The following is a 19,221-nucleotide window of genomic DNA, read 5'->3' as shown; positions in this document are numbered from 1 at the left end:
GGCCGGCGTTGGAGCCGAGAAAATAGGTTCGCATCGCCGGGCGGTGTGACGTCATCACGATCAGGTCGGCCTTGATCGCCGCGGCTTCTTCGAGGATCTCGTGATAGATGCCGCCCTGCCGCACCACGCTGGAGATGCGCGCGGCGTCGATGCCGGATTCGCGCGCCACGATCGCGAGCGCCTCCTCGGAGGCCTGGCGCTGCTGGGCGTCAAAATCGGCGGGCACATATTCCGCCAGCATCACCGGCGTCATCGGCAACACATTCAGAAGGCGCACCGAGCCGCTCCAGGTTTGCGACAGCGTCGCCGCCGTCGCAATCGCGGGTTTCGCCAGATCGGTATCGGCGAGATCAAGCGGCACGAGAATGGAATTGAACATCTGCACCTCCCTGTTCAGCATCAATCCAACATAATTGACGGCCGGGCGACGCGGTGACGCGTCTGCGCTAGTCGTCGGAACCTAGCTTCAGCAATTTCGGGCTGAGGAACTGCACGAGCCGTCCGCGGCGGAATGCCACATCGGCCCAATCGTCGACCGCAAAGTTGAGTACGGCAAGGCCCGACGTCGGAAGATTTCCGGCGAGCGCCTTGCGTCCGGCAGCGTCGCCGCTGCCGGTGAGCGCGAGCGCCAGTTCATGCATTCCCGGATTGTGCCCGACCACCATCAGCCGCTGCGGATCGGCTGCGGAGGCCTCGTGGATGGTTTGCAGGAGCCGCGCCGGATCGGCGCCATAGAGCTCCGGCAAGACCTCGACCTGCGGCTGCGGAACCAGATGCTTCATCGTCTCCCAGACGATTTCCCAGGTCTGACGCGTCCGGACCGCGGTCGAAACCAGCACGGCATCAGGGAAAGGCGGGTGACGGCCGATCCAGCCGCCAATCTCGGCGGCATCGCGCCGGCCACGGTCGTCGAGCCGGCGGTCCTGGTCGCGGCCGCTGGGTGCGTCATGTTCGGTCTTGGCGTGACGCAGCAACAGCAAACGGCGCATGGCGCGATCCGATTCGTTTCAAGTCTGCCGATTAATGCACAAGCCTTTAATGTACAAGCCTTGGCTCATGAGGTGACAAGCGCCTGATCGGTCCGTAAGAAAACAGCATGAGCGAGACTTCTACAAGCACGACCAACGGCCCTGACGCCGGGACGACACCCGAGCCCTTGCGGCTCACGTTCGATCTGGATGTCGACATTTGCGTCGTCGGCGCGGGGCTCGCCGGCCTCACAGTGGCGCTGGAGGCCGCGCGGCTTGGCGCCAGCGTCGCGGTTCTCGAAGGCCGGCATGTCGGCTGGAACGCATCCGGGCATCAGCTCGGCACGGTCATGCCGGGCTATGGTCTGCCGATCGCAGACCTGATCGCCCGCATAGGCTTCGAGGATACCCGCGAAATCTGGGCGCTCTCGAAGGAAGGCGCCGAATCCATTCGGGCCAACGCGTCGGAACAATTGATGCCGGGCATTGCGCTGAGCGAGGGCGCCCTGGAAGTCTCCAATGTCGATGTCGGCGACCAATTGATCAGCCGGTTGCAGATGCTCGGTGAGGATTTCGAAACCGAGGTGGAAGGCTGGCAGGTCGATCGCGTTCGCGATCATCTCAAGACCGACCGTTATTTCCACGGCGTCTATTATCCCAAGGCGTTTCAGGTCGACGGCCGCAAATACGTCCACGGTCTGGCGGCGCTGGCGCGGCGGGCGGGGGCGCGGATTTTCGAGGATACGCCGGTCGTCAGCATCGATTCGTCGGGCATCCGCAAGCGTATCGTGACGCCGTCGGCGCGGTTGCGCGCTTCGCACATCGTGCTTGCCGGCAACATCCATCTTGGCGCGTCGCTACTGCGGCTGTCGCGCACGCTGCTGCCGGTCTGGCGCTACGCCGCGGTGACCGCGCCGCTCGGCGAGCGCCTGGCCGAGGCCATCACCTTTCAGGGTTCGGTGACCGACTCCGATGGTATCGATCATTTCCGGATCGTGAATGGCGACCGCCTGATGTGGGTCAGTCCGGAAACCACCTGGAATGCGCGGCCGGAGCGTTTTGCCCCCGCCGTTGCGCGCCGGATCCGTACGATTTTTCCCCAGCTTGGCCGGGTCGAGATATCCGAGACCTGGGGTGGCGCGGTCGGACACACCGTGCATGGCATGCCGCAGATCGGCCAGTTGCGTCGTGGCCTGTGGGTCACGAGCGGCTTCGGGCGGCAGGGGATGAACACGTCGGCCATGGCCGGGCGGTTGATTGCTCGCAGCATTTTGTGGGGCGACGAACGCTGGCGGCTGTTCTCGCCGTTCGAACTGGTCTGGGCCGGTGGTCCGACCGGACGGGTCGCCGGACATCTGATCGGGATCTGGGGACGCGGAAGCTCGGCTGCCGCCGGTGCGTTGGCCCGCTACCGCGAGAGGGCGAGGGCGAAGGACCGCCAGCGCGATGTGCGTCGGGTCGAGGCCAACCGGCAGGCGGGAACCCGTCCGCCACGGCCCCGCCCGCCGTCTGGCCGGCCGCGTCCCGAACGTCCCGGGCCGCCCGCCACGGTCCCCTCCGGCGAAGGCGAACCCGTGATGGCGCGCTCGCAGGAAAGTGAGAATTTTACGCCGGGACCGGTGTAACGTTGGTGTCTGCGCCCCGTATCTGAAAGCGAACACCCCGTATTTCGCTTTGCACGGAGACCATCATCATGATTGACCGCCGTATCCTGCTTGCGTCCGCCGCCGGTTTCCTGGGCCTTGCCGCCTTGCGCTGGTTGCGAGGTTCCCCGGCGCGTGCCGAAGAGAAATTCGAGGTCGAAAAGACCGACGCGGAATGGCGCGCGCAACTGACGCCGCAACAGTATGAAATCCTGCGCAAGGAAGGCACCGAACGCCCGTGGACGAGCCCGCTGCTCAAGGAGCATCGCAAGGGCATCTTCGCCTGCGCCGGCTGCGACCTGCCGCTGTTCTCCTCGGAAACCAAATTCGAAAGCGGCACCGGCTGGCCGAGCTTCTTCAAGCCGCTCGACAATGCCGTCGGCACGACCGAGGACCGCACGTTCGGGATGCTGCGCACCGAAGTTCATTGCCGCCGCTGCGGCGGACATCTCGGTCACGTCTTCGACGATGGGCCGAAGCCGACGGGCCTGCGCTACTGCATGGATGGCGTTGCCCTGGTGTTCCACCCGGCGGCAGCTTCGGCGACCTGAACGGAAGAAGCGGGCCAGGATCTTTCCCGGCAATTGTTGCCTGCCCGGCAATTGTGCCCCGGTTAAGAGACCGGGGCATTTCCATTTAAGCACCTGAAATATCAGGATTCTTGCATCTGGCACGGTGCTTGCGACGTCTCCTCCGATCACGGCCATGCGCGGGCCAAAGCGGCTCGCTGCACGCAATCGAATGTGGAGACAAAGTTATGGGTATCTTCGACGCGCTTAATACCTCGGTCGCCGGCCTACAGGCTCAATCCTTCGCATTGCAGAACATCTCCGGCAACATCGCGAACGCCTCCACCGTCGGCTACAAGGGCATCGAAACCAGTTTCGAGGATCTCATTCCCGACGCCACGACGCCCAACAAGCAGGTTGCCGGCAGCGTGACCGCCTTCTCGCAAGCGACCATCACTTCGCAAGGAACGGTTTCGACTTCCACCGTTGCGACCAACATCGCGATCAATGGCGACGGTTTCTTTTCGGTGCAAAAGCCGACCGGGGTGACCGACAACGTGCCGGTGTTCGACGGCATCACCGACTATACGCGCCGCGGCGATTTCCAGATCAATGCGAACGGCAATCTGGTCAATGGCGCCGGTTACTATTTGATGGGCGTGGCGGTCGATCCGAAGACCGGCAACCCGCTCGGCAACGTTCCGCAGGTTCTGCAATTCCAGAACAACTTCATTCCGGCACAGGCGACGACCGCCATTCAGTACGCCGCAAACCTTCCAACCACACCCGCCACGGCGGCAAGCGCCGGCGCGCCGGCCGGATCGATCACGGCGGCCGGCGGCATCAATCCCGCCGACTTCGCGACGAATCCCTTGCCGCTCGGCACGCCGGCGCCACCCGTTGACGCTTCCATCACCGGCACCGCCGTCAACGACCAGGAGGCAACGCCGCAGCCGATTACTGCCAACACAGCACTATCCGGCACGGCACCGAGCAACTCGCTGGCCGTAGGGTTCGCTGCTGGCGACAGCATCACGGTTGATGGCACGACCATCAACTTCGTCGCTTCGGGGGCTACCGGCAACGATCTTAACATCACAGACAATGTCGGAGCGCTGCTCAACAAGATTTCAACGATCACCGGTGCCACGGCAACCGTGTCGGGCGGACAGATTACCCTGAACACCGGCACCTCCCAGGATCTCAATATCACCGGCAATACGGCTAACGCCACGAATGTCCTCAAAGGGCTCGGTTTCGCCACGGTCCCGATCGTGCAGGCGCGTGCGCCAGGTACCAACGTCGGCGCGGGCGTCGTTGCCGCCAACGACGTACAGACCTTCACCACTGAATCCATCAGCGGCGGCGCCGTAACGGCCTTCGACTCCGCGGGAACGCCGGTGAACCTGCAATTACGCTGGGCCAAGACCGACAGCTCGACGCTCGGCCCGGGGCACCAGGACGTCTGGAATCTCTTCTACCAGACCTCTACCACCGCGACAGGTAACCAGAGCGCATGGGTCAATGTCGGCATTCCTTTCACGTTCAATGCGAGCGGCGCGTTGACGTCTCCTGCCGGTTCGTCGGTCGCCATTCCCAATGTGAGCGTCGACGGACAGTCGCTTGGTAATCTGTCTTTCAACATCGGTTCCGGCGCGCTGACGCAGTTTGCAAGCTCGAGTGGGGCTGCAACCATCGGCGCCATCACGCAGAATGGGTTTGCCGCTGGCCAGCTTCAATCGGTCGCGATCAACAACAGCGGTCTCGTGGTCGGAACTTTCTCGAACGGCCAGAATATCGATCTTGCCTCGATCACGCTGTCGCACTTCAACGGCACCAATTACCTCAAGGCACTCGACGGCGGCGCCTATGCGGCCACCGATCAGTCCGGACCGGCGATCATCGGCGCCTCCGGCACGATCTCAGGTTCGTCGCTCGAGGGCTCGAATACCGACATCGCCGACGAGTTCACCAAGCTGATCGTGACCCAGCAGGCCTATTCGGCCAACACCAAGGTGATCACCACGGCCAACGACATGGTTCAGAGCCTGCTCAACGTGCTGCGCTGATCGCCTGAGATAAGAGCAGGCATGATCGAAAGCGGGTAACGAAGATGGGTTTGAGTTCAGCCCTTGCCAGCGCGCTGTCCGGTCTGACGGCCAACCAGGCCGCGCTGTCGATCACCTCGTCAAATGTCGCCAACGCCCAGACGGCGGGCTACGTCGCCGAGACGCCCAACCAGATCGAAGTGTCGACCGGGGGAGCCGGCGCATCTGTCAAGATAGCCGGCGTCACCCGTGAGCTCGATACATTCATCCAGGGCCAGTTGCGCACTGAAATCGGCGGCGGCGGCTTTGCCGACCAGACTTCCAATATTCTCGGCCAGCTGCAGAGTCTTTACGGGACGCCTGGCGGCACCGGGACGCTTGAGACCGCGTTCAATAATTTTACAACGGCGTTGCAGGCGCTCTCGACGAGCTCGACCGGCCTTTCGGCGCAAACGACGGCGCTCGGCGCGGCGCAGGCTCTTGCGCAGCAGCTCAATGTTACCTCGCAAGGCATCCAGACGCTCCGCTCGAATGTCGAACAGGATATCGGCACATCGGTGACGCAGGTCAACGCGGATTTGAATCAGATCGCGGCCATCAACACCAAGCTGCAGGGCCTTCAGCCGACCGATCCCACCGTGGCAACGCTTTCGGATCAACGCGATCAGGCGATCAACGATCTGGCGAAATTTGTCGATGTCAAAACCACCACCGACAATAACAACCAGGTGAGCGTGTTTACGACCTCGGGCTTTCAGCTGGTCGGCGCGGGGCTTGCTTCACAGTTTCACTTCAGCTCGGTGGGTGCGCTGACACCCACCTCGCTCTACAACACCGATCCGACCAAATCCGGTGTCGGGAGTTTGACGCTTACACTTCCCAACGGTGCCAGTCTCGATGCGGTCGCCAACCAGGTGTTCAGATCGGGGCAGATAGCCGCCGACCTGACGCTGCGCGACCAGACGCTGGTGCAGGCGCAGACCCAGGTCGATCAACTCGCCGCGAGCATTTCCAGCTCGCTTTCTGATCTGACTACGCCGGGAACGGCCGTGACGGGTCCTCCGGCCGGTTTGAGCCTCAATGTCGGCACCAACGGCAGTAATCTGCAGCCGGGCAACACGATCAACCTCACCTTCACCAACACTGCGACGGGCGCGCTGCAGCAGGTGCAGATCGTGCGCGTGGACGATCCGGCCGCGTTGCCGCTGCCGAACGCCCCGGGCGCGACTCCAAAGGTGATCGGAGTAAATTTCTCCGGTGGCTTGGCATCGGTGGCCACGCAATTGAACACGGCGCTTGGTCCGGACCATGTGCAATTTTCCGCGTCAGGTTCCACGTTGAACGTAACCGATGACGGGACCAGCAGCGCGACCGTCAACGCGGCTTCGGTCACATCAACGATTTCCTCGCTGACGTCGGGCAATCCGCAATTGCCGTTATTCACCGATGCCGGTACGACCTATACCGGCGCCATCACCGGTAACGGCTCACAATTGACCGGCCTCGCCGGACGCATCACCGTCAACAAGGCGCTGCTTGCAAATCCGGCAAATCTCACGGTCTTCAGCACCTCGCCGGCGACGCCGGCCGGCGACACTACCCGGTCCGACTTCATCTTTTCGCAACTGACCTCCGGCGTGTTTAACTACTCGCCGCAAAGCGGGCTAGGTTCTGCAACCGCGCCCTTCAGCGGCACGATCGGCAGCTATTTGCAGCAGTTCTTGAGCCTGCAGGCCAATGCTGCCTCTACGGCGACGCAGATGCAGCAGGGCCAGAACGTCGTCGTCAGCACGCTGCAGCAGAAGTTCGATTCAACATCCAAGGTCAACATCGACAGCGAGATGTCGAACCTGATTGCGCTGCAGAATTCCTACGCCGCCAATGCCCACGTGATGTCGGTCATTCAAAGCATGATGCAGACGTTAGAGCAGATCCAGCTGTAAGGCGATCCAGATGGCGATTAGTGGTATCTTAGGTCCCGGTGGTTCGCTGTTCGGCCAGGCAGTCCAGAACATCAACAGGCAGTTGACGAACCTGTCGACGCAGCTTGCGACCGGCAAGATATCGACGACCTATTCCGGGTTTGGCGCCAACGAGGGGTTTGCGATTGCCGCGCGATCGCAACTTTCCGACATTTCTGCGTTCACCACGACGATCACCAATGTCAACACGGTGATCGACTCCGCCAATACTGCGCTGCAATCGTTCAGCACTATCGCGGGGCAGGTGCAGAGTGGTGCTGCATCCGGCGCGCAGGACATCACCAGCACCGGGCAAACCATCGCGCAGCAGAACGGGCTGAGCCAATTGACCGGGCTCGTCGGAATCCTCAACACGCAGGTGGGTGACCGCTTCATCTTTTCCGGCAGCGCCATCAACACCCCTGCGGTCGCCCCCGCCGACACGATCCTGAACGGCAGTGGTACGCAGGCCGGTTTGAAGCAGGTGATCGCCGAGCGCGCGCAGGCGGACGGTACCACGGGCCTCGGCCGTCTCGTGATCACGCAGCCGACGGCGACGTCGGTTTCGGTCGCCGAGGACGTCGCCGGTTCGCCGTTCGGGTTGAAGCTGAGTTCGGTGTCGTCGAACCTGACCGGCGCGACCGTGACCGGTCCCTCCGGCTCGCCCGCGGCAATTTCGATCGCCCTTGGCGCCACCAATCCCAAACAAGGAGATCAGGTGAACATTACCTTCAATCTCCCTGATGGTACGACCGATTCCGTTCAGTTGACGGCATCGAATTCGACGCCGCTGCCGGCCGACAGCTTTGCCATCGGCGCGACCCCGGCGCAGACGGCCGCGAACCTGAATGCGGCGCTGAACACGGCGATCGGCACCCTTGCCAACACGTCGCTGGTCGCCGCCTCGGCGGTCGAAGCTGGACATGATTTCTTCGATGCGGGAACGGCCACGGGAAGCGCAGTCAACAATCAGGGCTCGCCGCCAGCGCCGATCACCGGCGCGACCACCTTGTCTGGCGCCGCCGGCACGGATTCGCTTGCGAGCGGCTTTGCGCCCGGCGACTTTATCACCGTCAACGGAACACAGATCACGTTCGTGGCCTCCGGCGCGACCGGCAACGAGCTCAATGTCACCGACAGCGTTCAAACGCTGTTGTCCAAGATCGACCAGGTCACCGGTACGTCGACGCCCTCGACCGTCAGCGGCGGCGTGATCACGTTGCACACCGAGGATGCCTCGAACCTGTCGGTGACGAGCTCCAACCCGTCGCAGCTGGCATCGCTCGGTTTGCAGCCGGTGACCGCAACCCAGGTGTCGTTGCGGGTCTCGGGCTCGCCACTGAGCTCCGCGACCTCGCTCGTCAGCGATCCGACCAACACGGTTGCCTGGTACACCGGCAATTCCTCACCCTCGCCACGGGCGTCATCGACCGCCCGGATCGATTCGAACATTGTTGTTGCCTACGGCGCGCAGGCCAACGAACAGGCGATCCGCACGCAGCTCGAAGGGGTGGCCGTGTTCGCGGCCGTCACGGTGTCGCCGACTGCGGCCAATTCGAGTGCGACGATCGCAGCGCTCAGCCAGCGCATCGCGACCAACCTGACGCCGCAGCCGGGACAGCAGACGATCGCCGATATTCAGACCGATTTCGCCAACGCGCAGAACACGATGAAAGAGGCGACCGACCGGCAGACCCAGACCCAGACGCTTCTGCAGAACATCGTCGACCAGACCGAGACCGCCTCGACGCAGCAAGTGGCAAGCCAGATTCTGGCGCTGCAGACGACCCTGCAGGCCTCTTATGAAACGACCTCCATGCTTGCGGGCCTCACGCTGACCAAGTTCCTCTTGCCCGGTGGCTAAGCGCGATCCTGCCTTAAGAGCCAACCGCAACGACAGGTAGAGCGCTGAAGTAAAGCTTTCGTTAACTATACCGATTTACTCCTCGGTAAGCGGGTTAACACCGCGTTAGCCGCCATTGCAGCCTTGTGCGCAGCGGCCGGCACAGCTGTTATGGGGTGGAGGCTCAGGCAATGCTCAATGGTGGGGTTCGGTTGCAACTGGTCGAGAAGGCGACTTCCCGGGATCGATCGGCCTCGGCCTCTGCGATGGCTGGACTGTTTGCGCCGTTGGATCGGCTCTTGTGCGGCGGCGGCGATTCACGGCTGAGCATCAATCCGGCGAGCGGGCTGAATGAATATGGTTGCCAGCCATACCCTTGTCCCCAAACGCTGAGTTTTTCCTCGAGCACGGCGACATCGATTTCGCAGCGCGCCTACGATCGCGCCCAAAGCGCGCGCGATGGGTTGATGCAATCTGCGATTGTAGTCGGAATGGAGGCCGCGTTCGATGCGCGCATCGGGGCGATGCGGGACGAATTACGCGGCTATCTTTCGCTCTCGCGAGCCAACGCCGACGTGGTCCTCTCTCCGTCGGGCACCGACTCGCAGCTTCAGGCGCTCTTCCTCGCGCGCGCGCTGCTCGGTCCCGCCATGACGACGGTGGTGGTGGCGGCCGATCAAACCGGAAGCGGAACCGTCCACACCGCCCGTGGCTGCCACTTCAGTGCCTCGACCGCGAACGGAGGCCTGGTCCGCAAGGGAGAGCCGATCGCCGGGCTTTCCGGCTGCGTCGAGAGTATCGCGCTGCGGTTGTTCGATGAGACGGGGCAGGGACGGCCGCATGGCGCCATCGATTCACTTGTTCTCGGCGCGGTCGAACGATCGGTCGCGAGCGGAAGCAACGTGCTTCTCCAGATCATGGACTCCTCGAAATTCGGCTGGCGGGCGCCGAGCGAGACATGCCTCGAGGAGATCGCGGCGCGCTGGCCCCGACAGGTCCAGGTCGTGGTCGACGCCTGCCAGATGCGCCTTGGGCGCGCACGGCTTCGAACCTACCTCGATCGCGGATATTGGGTGATCATCACCGGATCCAAATTCTTCACCGGCCCGCCCTTCAGCGGTGCGCTGCTGATGCCCTCGATTTTCGCCCCTGATATCGATCAGGCCAGCGATATTCCGTCAGGGTTCTTCGAATATTTTTGCCGCAGCGACTGGCCGCAAGACTGGTCGAGCCTGCGATCGCATTTTCCAGTCAGAATGAATCTCGGCCAATGGCTGCGATGGGAAGCAGCGCTGGAGGAAATCGGCAGCTATTTTCGTGTTCCGCCGAAGTTTCGCCTGGCGACTCTTTCGGCGTTCCGCGAAGGTGTCGAACGAATCATCGGCTCATCGCCATCGCTTTTCCTGCTGCCGCCACAGCATCAAGTCGAAGGCGCCGGCGCTGGCGACGAAGAGATGGCCCAGCGGACGATTTTTCCATTCATGGTCCGCCGCGGCAACCGCATCCTTTCGCTGGAAGATTGCAGGACGCTCTATCGCAGGCTCGCCCGCGATGCGGCTTGCGATGATCGGGAAACAGAACCAAAGCCCTGCCTGATCGGCCAGCCCGTCGTGCTTGGTCGTGCCGACCACCATCCGGCGGCGGCTCTTCGCATCAGCGCGAGCGCCCGGCTCGTCTCGGAAGCCTTCTCGTCGAGCGAAGACCTGGCGCAACGCAACCTGCAGCGCGCGCTTGATGACGTGGCCACGGTGGTTGCGAACATCGAAAGACTGCTTGTCCATATGGACGGCCTTGAACCAGCGGGAGTTTGCCATGGCGCCTGACAATCGCACCGGTCTTGCGTGCTACCCGAGCGCGGAGCGGATTGGATTCGCGCGATTGACGACAAAGGCGTTCGAGGGCGCCGACCTTCGCCCGCTGCGGGACGAACTGATTTCGAAAGTGGCCGCGGGCACGGCCGGGGCGGGCGAGGGGCTTGATCTGTCGTTGATTATGCAGCTCCTGGGTGACAAGCCGATCGGAATGGCTATTCAGGCGGAGGTGCTCGGCTTTCATCAACTGTACCGCTCGCCCGGTCCGTTGGAGCCGAAACTGCGCGTGCTGGCGCTGGCTGCAGCGATTGACATGGGAGGCAACACGCCCATCGAGTTCCTGCTGGAAAATTCCGGAATCGAATTGCAGACGCTTTACGTCATCTCAGGGGTGGATTTGCCGGCCCCACTGCCCGAGCACGACGTTGCCATCGTCATTGCATCCGATTCACCGGAATGCCTGGAGGCGCTGCGCAAGATCGATTCGCTTGCCGCGCGCTGGCCGCGGCCATTGCTCAATCCGCCGCGTCTTATCCGCAGTCTCGATCGCGACAAACTGCATCACATGCTTGGCGGGATCGAGGGTCTCGACATTCCCCCAACCGCTTGCCTGAGCCGCGGGCAATTGTCTGAGATCGTTCGGTCGGGACGCGCCGAGGTGGCGGCCGGCCTGAAATTTCCGATCATCATCCGGCCGCGGGGCTCGCATGCGGGTGTCGAGCTCGCCAGGCTGGAAAATGCTGCCATGCTCGAAGCCTATCTGGCCGTTTGCGCAGAGCAGGAATTTTTCGTCGCGCGTTTCGTCGACTACTCCGACGACGACGGCCTGTTTCGCAAATACCGGATCGTGTTCGTCGATGGCCGCGCTTACGCCTGCCACATGGCGATCGCCGATCGCTGGGACATCTGGTATCTCAACGCGGGCATGGCGTTCAGTGCGGCAAAGCGCATGGAAGAGGAGCGTTTCATGCGCGACTTCGACAGCGATTTCGCCGTCCGTCACCGTGGCGCGCTGGCGGCGATCGCCGAGCGCGTGGGGTTAGACTACTTCACGATCGATTGCGCCGAAAACAAGCGCGGCGAGCTATTGATCTTCGAGGCCGACAATACGGCGGTGGTCCACAACATGGATTCGCCCGAGGTGTTTCCCTACAAGCCACCGCAAATGCGAAAGGTCTTCGATGCCTTCGCGACGATGCTTTATCGCCATGCTGAGGTCAGGGAAGAAAAGGCAGCCTGAAGGATTTTTGGGGGACCGACGCCGGTTCGAGCGCGTCCCGCGTCGTTGCAACATCGCGGCTCGTGCGCTGTTAATACTTAAGTTCTGTCCGCCGCCGGGCATCCTGCTCTGCGAAGGCAGAATTTTTCATTTGATAAATTGAACGGAAAACCCAACACTCCCGGTCCGCAAGAGAAAAAACGGACGGGAGATGAAATGGCCGGGGCGGTCGAGCAGGACGACATGCTCATTGAATGGGACGTCGGCATCGCAATGGATGACGGCGTGGTGGTGCGGGCCGACGTGTTCCGGCCGAGGGACGAAGGCAAATGGCCGGTCCTCCTGACGTATGGCCCATACGCCAAGGGCCTCGCTTTCCAGAAGGGCTATCCGAGCGCGTGGCAGGCGATGATCGCAAATCATCCCGACGTGGCCTACGGATCGACCAACAAATATCAGAACTGGGAAGTGGTCGATCCGGAAAAATGGGTATCACACGGCTATGTCTGCGTGCGCGTCGACTCGCGCGGCACCGGAAGTTCGCCGGGTTTTGTCGATCATTTTTCGCCGCGCGAGACGCGCGATTTCTACGCGTGCATCGAATGGGCCGGCGTGCAGCGCTGGTCGAACGGCAACGTCGGCCTCAATGGAATTTCCTATTATGCCATCAACCAGTGGCACGTGGCTTCGCTGCAGCCGCCGCATCTGAAGGCCATGTGCATCTGGGAAGGGGCGGCCGACTGGTATCGCGACATGACCCATCACGGCGGCATCCTGTCGACGTTCTGGGCCAACTGGTACGACATGCAGGTCAAGACCGTGCAGTACGGGCTCGGGGAGCGGGGACCGTGCAGCGTGGTGACCGGCGCGCTGGTTTGCGGCGATGAAACAATGTCCGACGAGCAACTCGCACAAAACCGATCGAGCTTTGGCGACGAGATTCTTAGGCACCCTCTCGACGATGATTACCACAAGGCGCGTTCGCCGATCTGGGACAAGGTCACCGTCCCGTTGCTGTCGGCGGCCAACTGGGGCGGTCAGGGCCTGCACCCACGTGGAAATTTCGAAGGTTTTGTCCGCGCTGCGTCGAAGAACAAGTGGCTGGAATGTCATGGTCTCGAGCACTGGACGCATTTCTACACCGACTACGGGCGAAACCTGCAGAAGCGCTTCTTTGATTTCTATCTCAAGGGCGAAGCCAATGGCTGGGCCGAGCAACCGAAGGTGCAGTTGCAGGTCCGCCATATCGATCGTTTCGTCGAACGGCATGAAACCGACTGGCCGTTGCCGTCCACGGTCTGGACCAGATTCTATCTCGATCCGAAACAGCAGACGCTTTCGCTGGACCCGCCCGCAGAGGATGCTGAGATCAGTTTCGCAGCCTTAAGCGACGGACTGACCTTCATATCGCGCCCCCTGAGCGAAGAGACCGAGATCACCGGCCCTCTGGCTTGCAATCTGCGAATTTCTTCCACGACCGAAGACGCCGATATCTTTCTGGTGTTTCGCGTCTTCAATCCCGATTTGCGGGAAGTGACCTTTGTCGGTGCAATCGATCCGCACACGCCGATCGCACAGGGCTGGCTGCGCGCCTCTCATCGCAAGCTCGACGAAAGCCTGTCCCGACGCTGGCGTCCCTACCACACCCATGACGAGGTTCAGCCGTTGCAGCCGGGCAGGCCGGTTGATCTGGCGATCGAAATATGGCCGACTTCGATCGTGGTGCCGAAGGGATTTCGCATTGCGCTTAGCGTTCGAGGAAAGGATTACATGTGGCAGGCGACCACGGGGGCGAAGCTTTCCAATTTCAAGAATGAGTTGTTGGGGTGCGGGCCGTTTTTGCATGATGATCCGCGCGACCGGCCGCAGCTTCTATTTGCAGGAACGACAACGCTGCATGTCGACCGCAAAGGCGCTTGCAGCCTCATGGTTCCGATCATCCCGGGTCCTGAAAAAAATCCGACCAAATAAGTCAGCAGGACCAGCCGATCGCATTCAAAGAAAATACGAGGGAGCAAACATGACGAGGATTTCACGCCGCCATTTCGTATCGGGAGTTGCAGGAATCGGCCTGTCGAGCGTGGTTGCGCCCGCCATGGTGCGCGCCGCCGACGGGCCGATCCGCGTCGGGCTGTTGACTGTCAAGACCGGAGCGCTGGCGTCCGGCGGCATCGATATGGAGCGCGCGCTCGTGATGTATTTGAAGGAGCGCGACTACATGATGGCGGGGCGAAAGGTCGAGCTGGTAGTCGGCGACACCGCAGGCATTCCCGCTACCGCGCGCAGCAAGACGCAGGAAATGGTCGAAAAGAACGACGTGCATTGTCTGATCGGGCCGCTCGCGGCATTCGAGGCGTTGGCCATCGACGACTATATTCGCCAGAACAAGATCCCGACGCTCTCGGTCGCGGCCGCGGAGGATATGACCCAGCGCAACGCCAATCCGTGGTTCGTGCGCGCAACCTCCACCTCTTCCCAGTGCGCGCATCCGTTGGGAGAATACGCGGCCAGTGAACTGAAGTTCAAGAAGATGATCACGATTGCCGACGACATCGCCTATGGCCAGGAGATGTGCGCGGGCTTTCAGCGTGTTTTCGAGGACAATGGCGGGCAAATCGTTCAAAAGCTGTTTCCGCCGCTGACCGTGCCGGACTACGGAAGCTATGTGGCGCAGTTGAAGAATGCGGACGCCATTTTCCTGGGCTTTGCCGGATCGAACGGCTTTCGTTTTCTTCGACAATTCGTCGATTACGGCTTGAAGGACAAGATGCAGGTCATCGGCGGAATGACCGCACTCGACGAGGCGGTGCTGCGCAACATGGGTGACGAAGCGCTCGGCATCATCACCACCTGCTGGTATTCGGCGGAACTCGACGCCAGGCCGAATCAGGTCTTCGCGCCGGCGTTCCGGAACGAATTCAAATACGATCCCGGATTCTATGCCGCGAGCACCTATGTGAACGCGGCGGTGCTCGAAGCCGCGGTCAAGGCTGTCGACGGCAAGGTCGAAGACAAGGCTGCGTTGATGGCTGCGCTTCGCTCCTCCAACGTTGAAACGGTACGGGGGCCGGTGAAGTTCGACGATCTCGGCAATGTGGTCGGCAACGTCTATTTGCGGAAAGTCACCCGCAAGGACGGTCGGCTTGTGAATTCGGTGTTCAAGACCTATCCCGACGTCAGTCAGTTCTGGACCTATGGCAAGCAGGCATTCTTGGCCAATCCGGTTTACTCGCGCGAATATCCGCCGGCCAAATACCTTGAGCGATAGATCGGCTGTTTGTCGCGAGGGAAAACCGGCTTCCGCTTTACACAGACGCGGCCCTTCGGGTCGCGATCATTTTGATGCTCCCTAACACTGCTGCCACGCGCCGTGCCCGTCCGGACAAGAGTGGTCCGGCCGCACGCCAAAGAGCCGGCTGCGATTGAATCTTTGACCGGTCACCGGGCGGGCAAAACGACTTTTTACTTACTGCATGGTGACGAGCGTCAAATCGATGAACCAGGATTGCGGCGAGACAAATCCCTTGACCTTTGGGCTCATGGCGCGGGGGTTCAGGTCATGGACGATATAGAGCCACGGTGGATTGTCCACGAGCCGTTCATGTGCCTTGCGCAGCGCGCTTGCAATCACGGCCGGGTCATTCGCCTCCGACAATGTCGTCAGCGCATTGTCGAAATCATCATCCTTCCACTGTTCGAAATTGAAGCCGTTGGGCGAGAAATTTGCTGACGAAAAATAGCGAGCCATGATGCCGACATCGGAAGAGGGCGAACTGATGTTGAGCACCATCGCTCCCTTGAGGTTCGGACTGTCGGGTGTCACCCGCGCCGCGTTCAGAAGAATCTGCCACTCGACCACATCGAACTGGACGTCGACGGCACAAGCCTCTCTAAGGTTTTGCTGGACGAATTCATTCATCGGCAAGGGCAACATCTGTCCAGAGCCCGATGTGGAAATCATTGCCTTGAAGGCGAGCGGCTTTTCGCTGGTGAAGCCGGCTTCCGCGAGCAGCTTCTTGCCTCTCGCGGGGTCGAACTTGTAGCGGTTTTCGGGTGATCCGAAATTGGGGTCGCTGGTCTTCAGCCAGCCGACCGAAGGTTCGGCCGTGCCGTTGAGCAAGGTGACGATTCCATCGCGGTCGATGCAATAATTCAGAGCCTGCCGGACTCTGACGTCCTTGAACGGGCTGCCGGCGGCGCCGATGTTGTAAAACCACGGCCAGACATGGGGGTAGGAACCACTCGTGATCGTGAACCCGGCCGATTTCAGCGAGGCAATGCCGTCGGACGGCGGCACTTCGATCCAGTCGACTTGACCCGAACGCAGCGCTGCGAGTCTCGTATTGGCTTCGGGAATCGGCATCAGCACCACACGGTCAAGCTTTGCTTTGCTTGCGACGTCCCAGTAGCCATCCCACCGAACCAAATCGACCTCCTGGCGCGGCACGACTTTCGAGATGCGGAATGGCCCCGTGCCGGCGGCAGGCAGCGTCGCCACTTTTGTCCAATCCCTCCCGGCCTGCTCGAACGAAGCCGGCGAGGTGAACAGAATGTAGACAGCCATGAAGGGGAAGTATGAGGCCGGCTTCGTCGTTGAAATGGCCACCGTTGAATCATCGATCTTCTTGTACGAGGCGACCAGCGGCGCGCGGGCGCGCGTCATCGCCGAACTCGCGATCTCGAATTGAGGACTGTCGCTCTTGAAATAGCGGTCGAGATTCCAGATGACGGCGTCGGCGTTGAATACAGTCCCGTCGTGGAATTTCACGCCCGGTCGCAGGTGGAAAATCCAGGTCCTGCTGTCGTTGGGTTCCTGTTCCCAGCTCTCTGCCAATCCCGGCCGCAAGCCCGCCAGACGGTCCGTCCTCGTAAGGTCCCAAAGTACAAGGCCCTCGAAGATCGGGTACCCGAGAAAGCGCATGCCCTCGAACCCGTTGTTGGGAAGGCCGGTCGTCGTCGGGATATCGGACGCAGTCATGGCGATCCGAAGCGTGCTTTCGGCGCGGGCAGGGGGCTGCGACCAAAAACATGCCAGCAGGGCCGAGACGCAGCAAATCCGGGAAAAACGCATGGGCATCACCTGTGTCACGAGAACGTTGCGCGGTTTCGATGCAAGTTGTGGACCAAAAGCCGTTGACAGTAGAGCGAGAGCATCGCGTGGTCTGCAGCATTCAGCCGAATGATGTACTGCATGATAACCTTGGCGCAGGCGATTGATTCGAGGGCGGTTTTCGAATCCGCCTTCAGAGGGACGCTCGTTGTCGGCTCATTGGAAGAATTCCCCAGCGCGGATGCCGAACCTGTCGCGCCTGCAACGCCAAGCTCTCCATTCGTTTCAGGAAGGCCGTCTCGACAAGGCCGAAAGGCTGTGCGGGGGGATTCTGGATCACCGGCCGGACGATTTCGACGCGCTGCAATTGCTTGGCCTTCTCAATCTGCAGCGACGCCGCCTCACGGAGGCGCTGCATTTCCTGTCGAAGGCGCTGAAAGTCAATTCCGCTTCTGCGGAGGCGATGTCAAATCTTGGTCTTGCGCTGCATGCAACGAAACGCTTTGAAGAAGCGGTTGCCTCCTATCGCAGCGCGTTGCTGATCGCGCCTCTGCACCCGGAGATCCTCTACAACCTCGGCAATTCGTGCCTCGAATTGGGTCGCATCGATGAAGCGCTTGCAAATTATGAAGAGGCGCTCGCGAAAGACGCATCCCATGTCGGTGCGCTCGTCAACCGCGGCAATGCGTTTGCTCGGCTCAACCGCCCGGTCGAGGCGATATCGAGCTATGAGGCGGCGCTCGCGCGGCTGCCGGGGCATCCGCAAATCCTGACCAATCGCGGCCACGCCCTTCGCCGCCTTGACCGCCCGGTCGAGGCGCTCGCCGACTTCGAGGCTGCGCTCGCAAAGGCGCCGGGATTCGCTGAGGCTCATTTCGAAGCCGGCATGACACACCTGACGCTCGGCGAGTTCGAGGCTGGCTGGAAGGAATATGAATGGCGCTGGAAGACCGGCACCTTTGCGGACAAGCGGCGTGAGTTTGCGCGGCCGTTATGGCTGGGAGAGGCGGGCGTTTCCGGCAAGACCATCTTGCTGCACGCCGAACAGGGATTCGGCGACACCATTCAGTTCATCCGCTATGCACCGCTTTTGGCCGCACGTGGCGCGAAGGTGATTTGCGAGGTTCAAGGAGAATTGCACTCGCTGCTGTCGCAGCTCGATGGTGTCGATGTCATCGCCGAAGGCGAGGTGCTTCCCGCCTTCGACATGCACTGCCCGTTGCTCAGCCTTCCGTTCGCTTTCCGAACCAGGCTCCAGACCATTCCCACTGACGTTCCTTATCTTGAGGCTTCCGCAGAGCGCATCGCCTGCTGGCGCGATCGCCTGGGCGAGGGGCGGCCGCGCGTCGGGTTTGTCTGGTCCGGTTCGACGTCGCACAAGAACGACGCCAACCGCTCTATCCTCCTTGCGCGCCTCGCTGCGCTCTTGAAGGATTTACCGATTCGTTGTTTCAGCCTTCAAAACGAATTGCGCGACGCCGACCGCGAAACCCTGCGCGAGGCGCCGCAGCTCGTTCATTTCGGCAGCGAGCTTGCCGATTTCGCCGATACGGCCGCGGTGATCTCCCTGCTCGATGTGGTCGTTTCGGTCGATACGGCCGCGGCGCATCTGGCTGGCGCGCTTGCCAAGCCGGTGATCGTCCTTCTGCCTTATGCGGCCGATTTTCGCTGGATGCGCGAGCGCGGCGACTCGCCCTGGTATCCGACGGCGAAGCTGCTGCGTCAGCCGGCATTCGGCGATTGGGATAGCGTGATCGCTCGTCTGCGCGATGAATTGCAGGCTGACGCGTGTCCGCGGGCAAACATCAAGCGCTAAAGGCCAGCGCCTTGCTGTTGTTGCCGCGCGCCGCGCGCTCCCGACATTTGTCCCTGTCGCGATCTTTGGCCGGCCGGTCACCGCCGGTCGCTCAAGTATCGCGAATATTCTTCAATCATTTTAAACCACGAGTTTTGAAACCCACCGGTATCAGGAACCTTCCCGGTGGGATTCATAGTTCGTTGAGCATTTGCTTCCTACGGTCCGGCATTCGGCCAAGAAGGCCGACTGTTGCGTTACACCAGAAAGGTTATCCCATGTCTCTGAATCCCGTCACTCTCACTGCGGCAGTCCGCGCGAACCTGCTCTCGCTTCAGGGCACCGCCGACCTGCTTTCGACCACGCAGGAGCGT

At 61.5% G+C, this 19,221-nt stretch carries 13 protein-coding genes; 10 read left to right on the top strand and 3 right to left on the bottom strand.

What is annotated here, in order from left to right; all coding sequences use genetic code 11:
* On the bottom strand, positions 1-379 hold a 379-nt coding region (locus tag VNX23_RS11470; RefSeq protein WP_325630079.1), incomplete at its 3' end, for a universal stress protein.
* 67 nt (positions 380-446) lie between these two features.
* Positions 447-989 carry a SixA phosphatase family protein gene (locus VNX23_RS11465; protein ID WP_325630077.1) on the bottom strand — a complete coding sequence of 181 codons (543 nt, stop codon included), beginning with the start codon at positions 987-989 and terminating at the stop codon, positions 447-449.
* Between the two features lie 107 nt (positions 990-1,096).
* Here VNX23_RS11465 and VNX23_RS11460 point away from each other — a divergent pair, with 107 nt between their 5' ends.
* The 9 genes from VNX23_RS11460 to VNX23_RS11420 all read left to right on the top strand — a co-directional run bounded on the left by VNX23_RS11460 (position 1,097) and on the right by VNX23_RS11420 (position 15,270).
* Complete coding sequence (locus VNX23_RS11460) at positions 1,097-2,593, top strand: FAD-binding oxidoreductase (RefSeq protein ID WP_325630075.1); 1,497 nt, start codon at positions 1,097-1,099, stop codon at positions 2,591-2,593.
* A 68-nt stretch (positions 2,594-2,661) separates the two neighbouring features.
* Positions 2,662-3,162: a peptide-methionine (R)-S-oxide reductase MsrB gene (gene msrB / locus VNX23_RS11455; protein WP_325630073.1), complete on the top strand. Its 501-nt coding sequence runs from the start codon at positions 2,662-2,664 to the stop codon at positions 3,160-3,162.
* Between the two features lie 206 nt (positions 3,163-3,368).
* Positions 3,369-5,189, top strand: a complete 1,821-nt coding sequence (locus tag VNX23_RS11450; RefSeq protein ID WP_325630071.1) for a flagellar hook-basal body complex protein — start codon at positions 3,369-3,371, stop codon at positions 5,187-5,189.
* 44 nt (positions 5,190-5,233) lie between these two features.
* Entirely contained in the window at positions 5,234-7,111 is a 1,878-nt protein-coding gene (flgK, locus tag VNX23_RS11445; RefSeq protein WP_325630069.1) for a flagellar hook-associated protein FlgK, read from the top strand.
* 10 nt (positions 7,112-7,121) lie between these two features.
* The gene (locus VNX23_RS11440; RefSeq protein WP_325630067.1) at positions 7,122-8,993 is read left to right on the top strand and encodes a flagellar protein; all 1,872 of its coding nucleotides are present in this window, start codon (positions 7,122-7,124) and stop codon (positions 8,991-8,993) included.
* 446 nt (positions 8,994-9,439) lie between these two features.
* Positions 9,440-10,795: a hypothetical protein gene (locus VNX23_RS11435; protein WP_325630065.1), complete on the top strand. Its 1,356-nt coding sequence runs from the start codon at positions 9,440-9,442 to the stop codon at positions 10,793-10,795.
* A complete protein-coding gene (locus VNX23_RS11430; RefSeq protein ID WP_325630063.1) occupies positions 10,785-12,023 on the top strand; it encodes a hypothetical protein in 1,239 nt (412 codons plus the stop codon). The genes VNX23_RS11435 and VNX23_RS11430 overlap by 11 nt, the downstream gene beginning before the upstream one ends.
* A gap of 195 nt (positions 12,024-12,218) precedes the next feature.
* The gene (locus tag VNX23_RS11425; RefSeq protein WP_325630061.1) at positions 12,219-13,973 is read left to right on the top strand and encodes a CocE/NonD family hydrolase; all 1,755 of its coding nucleotides are present in this window, start codon (positions 12,219-12,221) and stop codon (positions 13,971-13,973) included.
* 49 nt (positions 13,974-14,022) lie between these two features.
* A complete protein-coding gene (locus VNX23_RS11420) occupies positions 14,023-15,270 on the top strand; it encodes an ABC transporter substrate-binding protein (protein ID WP_325630059.1) in 1,248 nt (415 codons plus the stop codon).
* Between the two features lie 198 nt (positions 15,271-15,468).
* Here VNX23_RS11420 and VNX23_RS11415 read toward each other — a convergent pair whose 3' ends face one another.
* Positions 15,469-16,980, bottom strand: coding sequence for an ABC transporter substrate-binding protein (locus VNX23_RS11415; RefSeq protein ID WP_325630057.1), 1,512 nt, complete (start codon positions 16,978-16,980; stop codon positions 15,469-15,471).
* A gap of 280 nt (positions 16,981-17,260) precedes the next feature.
* On the opposite strand from VNX23_RS11415, the gene VNX23_RS11410 reads away from it, so the two are divergent.
* A complete protein-coding gene (locus VNX23_RS11410; protein ID WP_325630055.1) occupies positions 17,261-18,868 on the top strand; it encodes a tetratricopeptide repeat protein in 1,608 nt (535 codons plus the stop codon).
* Positions 18,869-19,221: the final 353 nt, after the last annotated feature.

The sequence above is a fragment of the Bradyrhizobium sp. genome (assembly GCF_035570375.1).
Lineage (GTDB): Bacteria > Pseudomonadota > Alphaproteobacteria > Rhizobiales > Xanthobacteraceae > Bradyrhizobium.
This window is presented reverse-complemented; position numbering and strand designations above follow the sequence as displayed.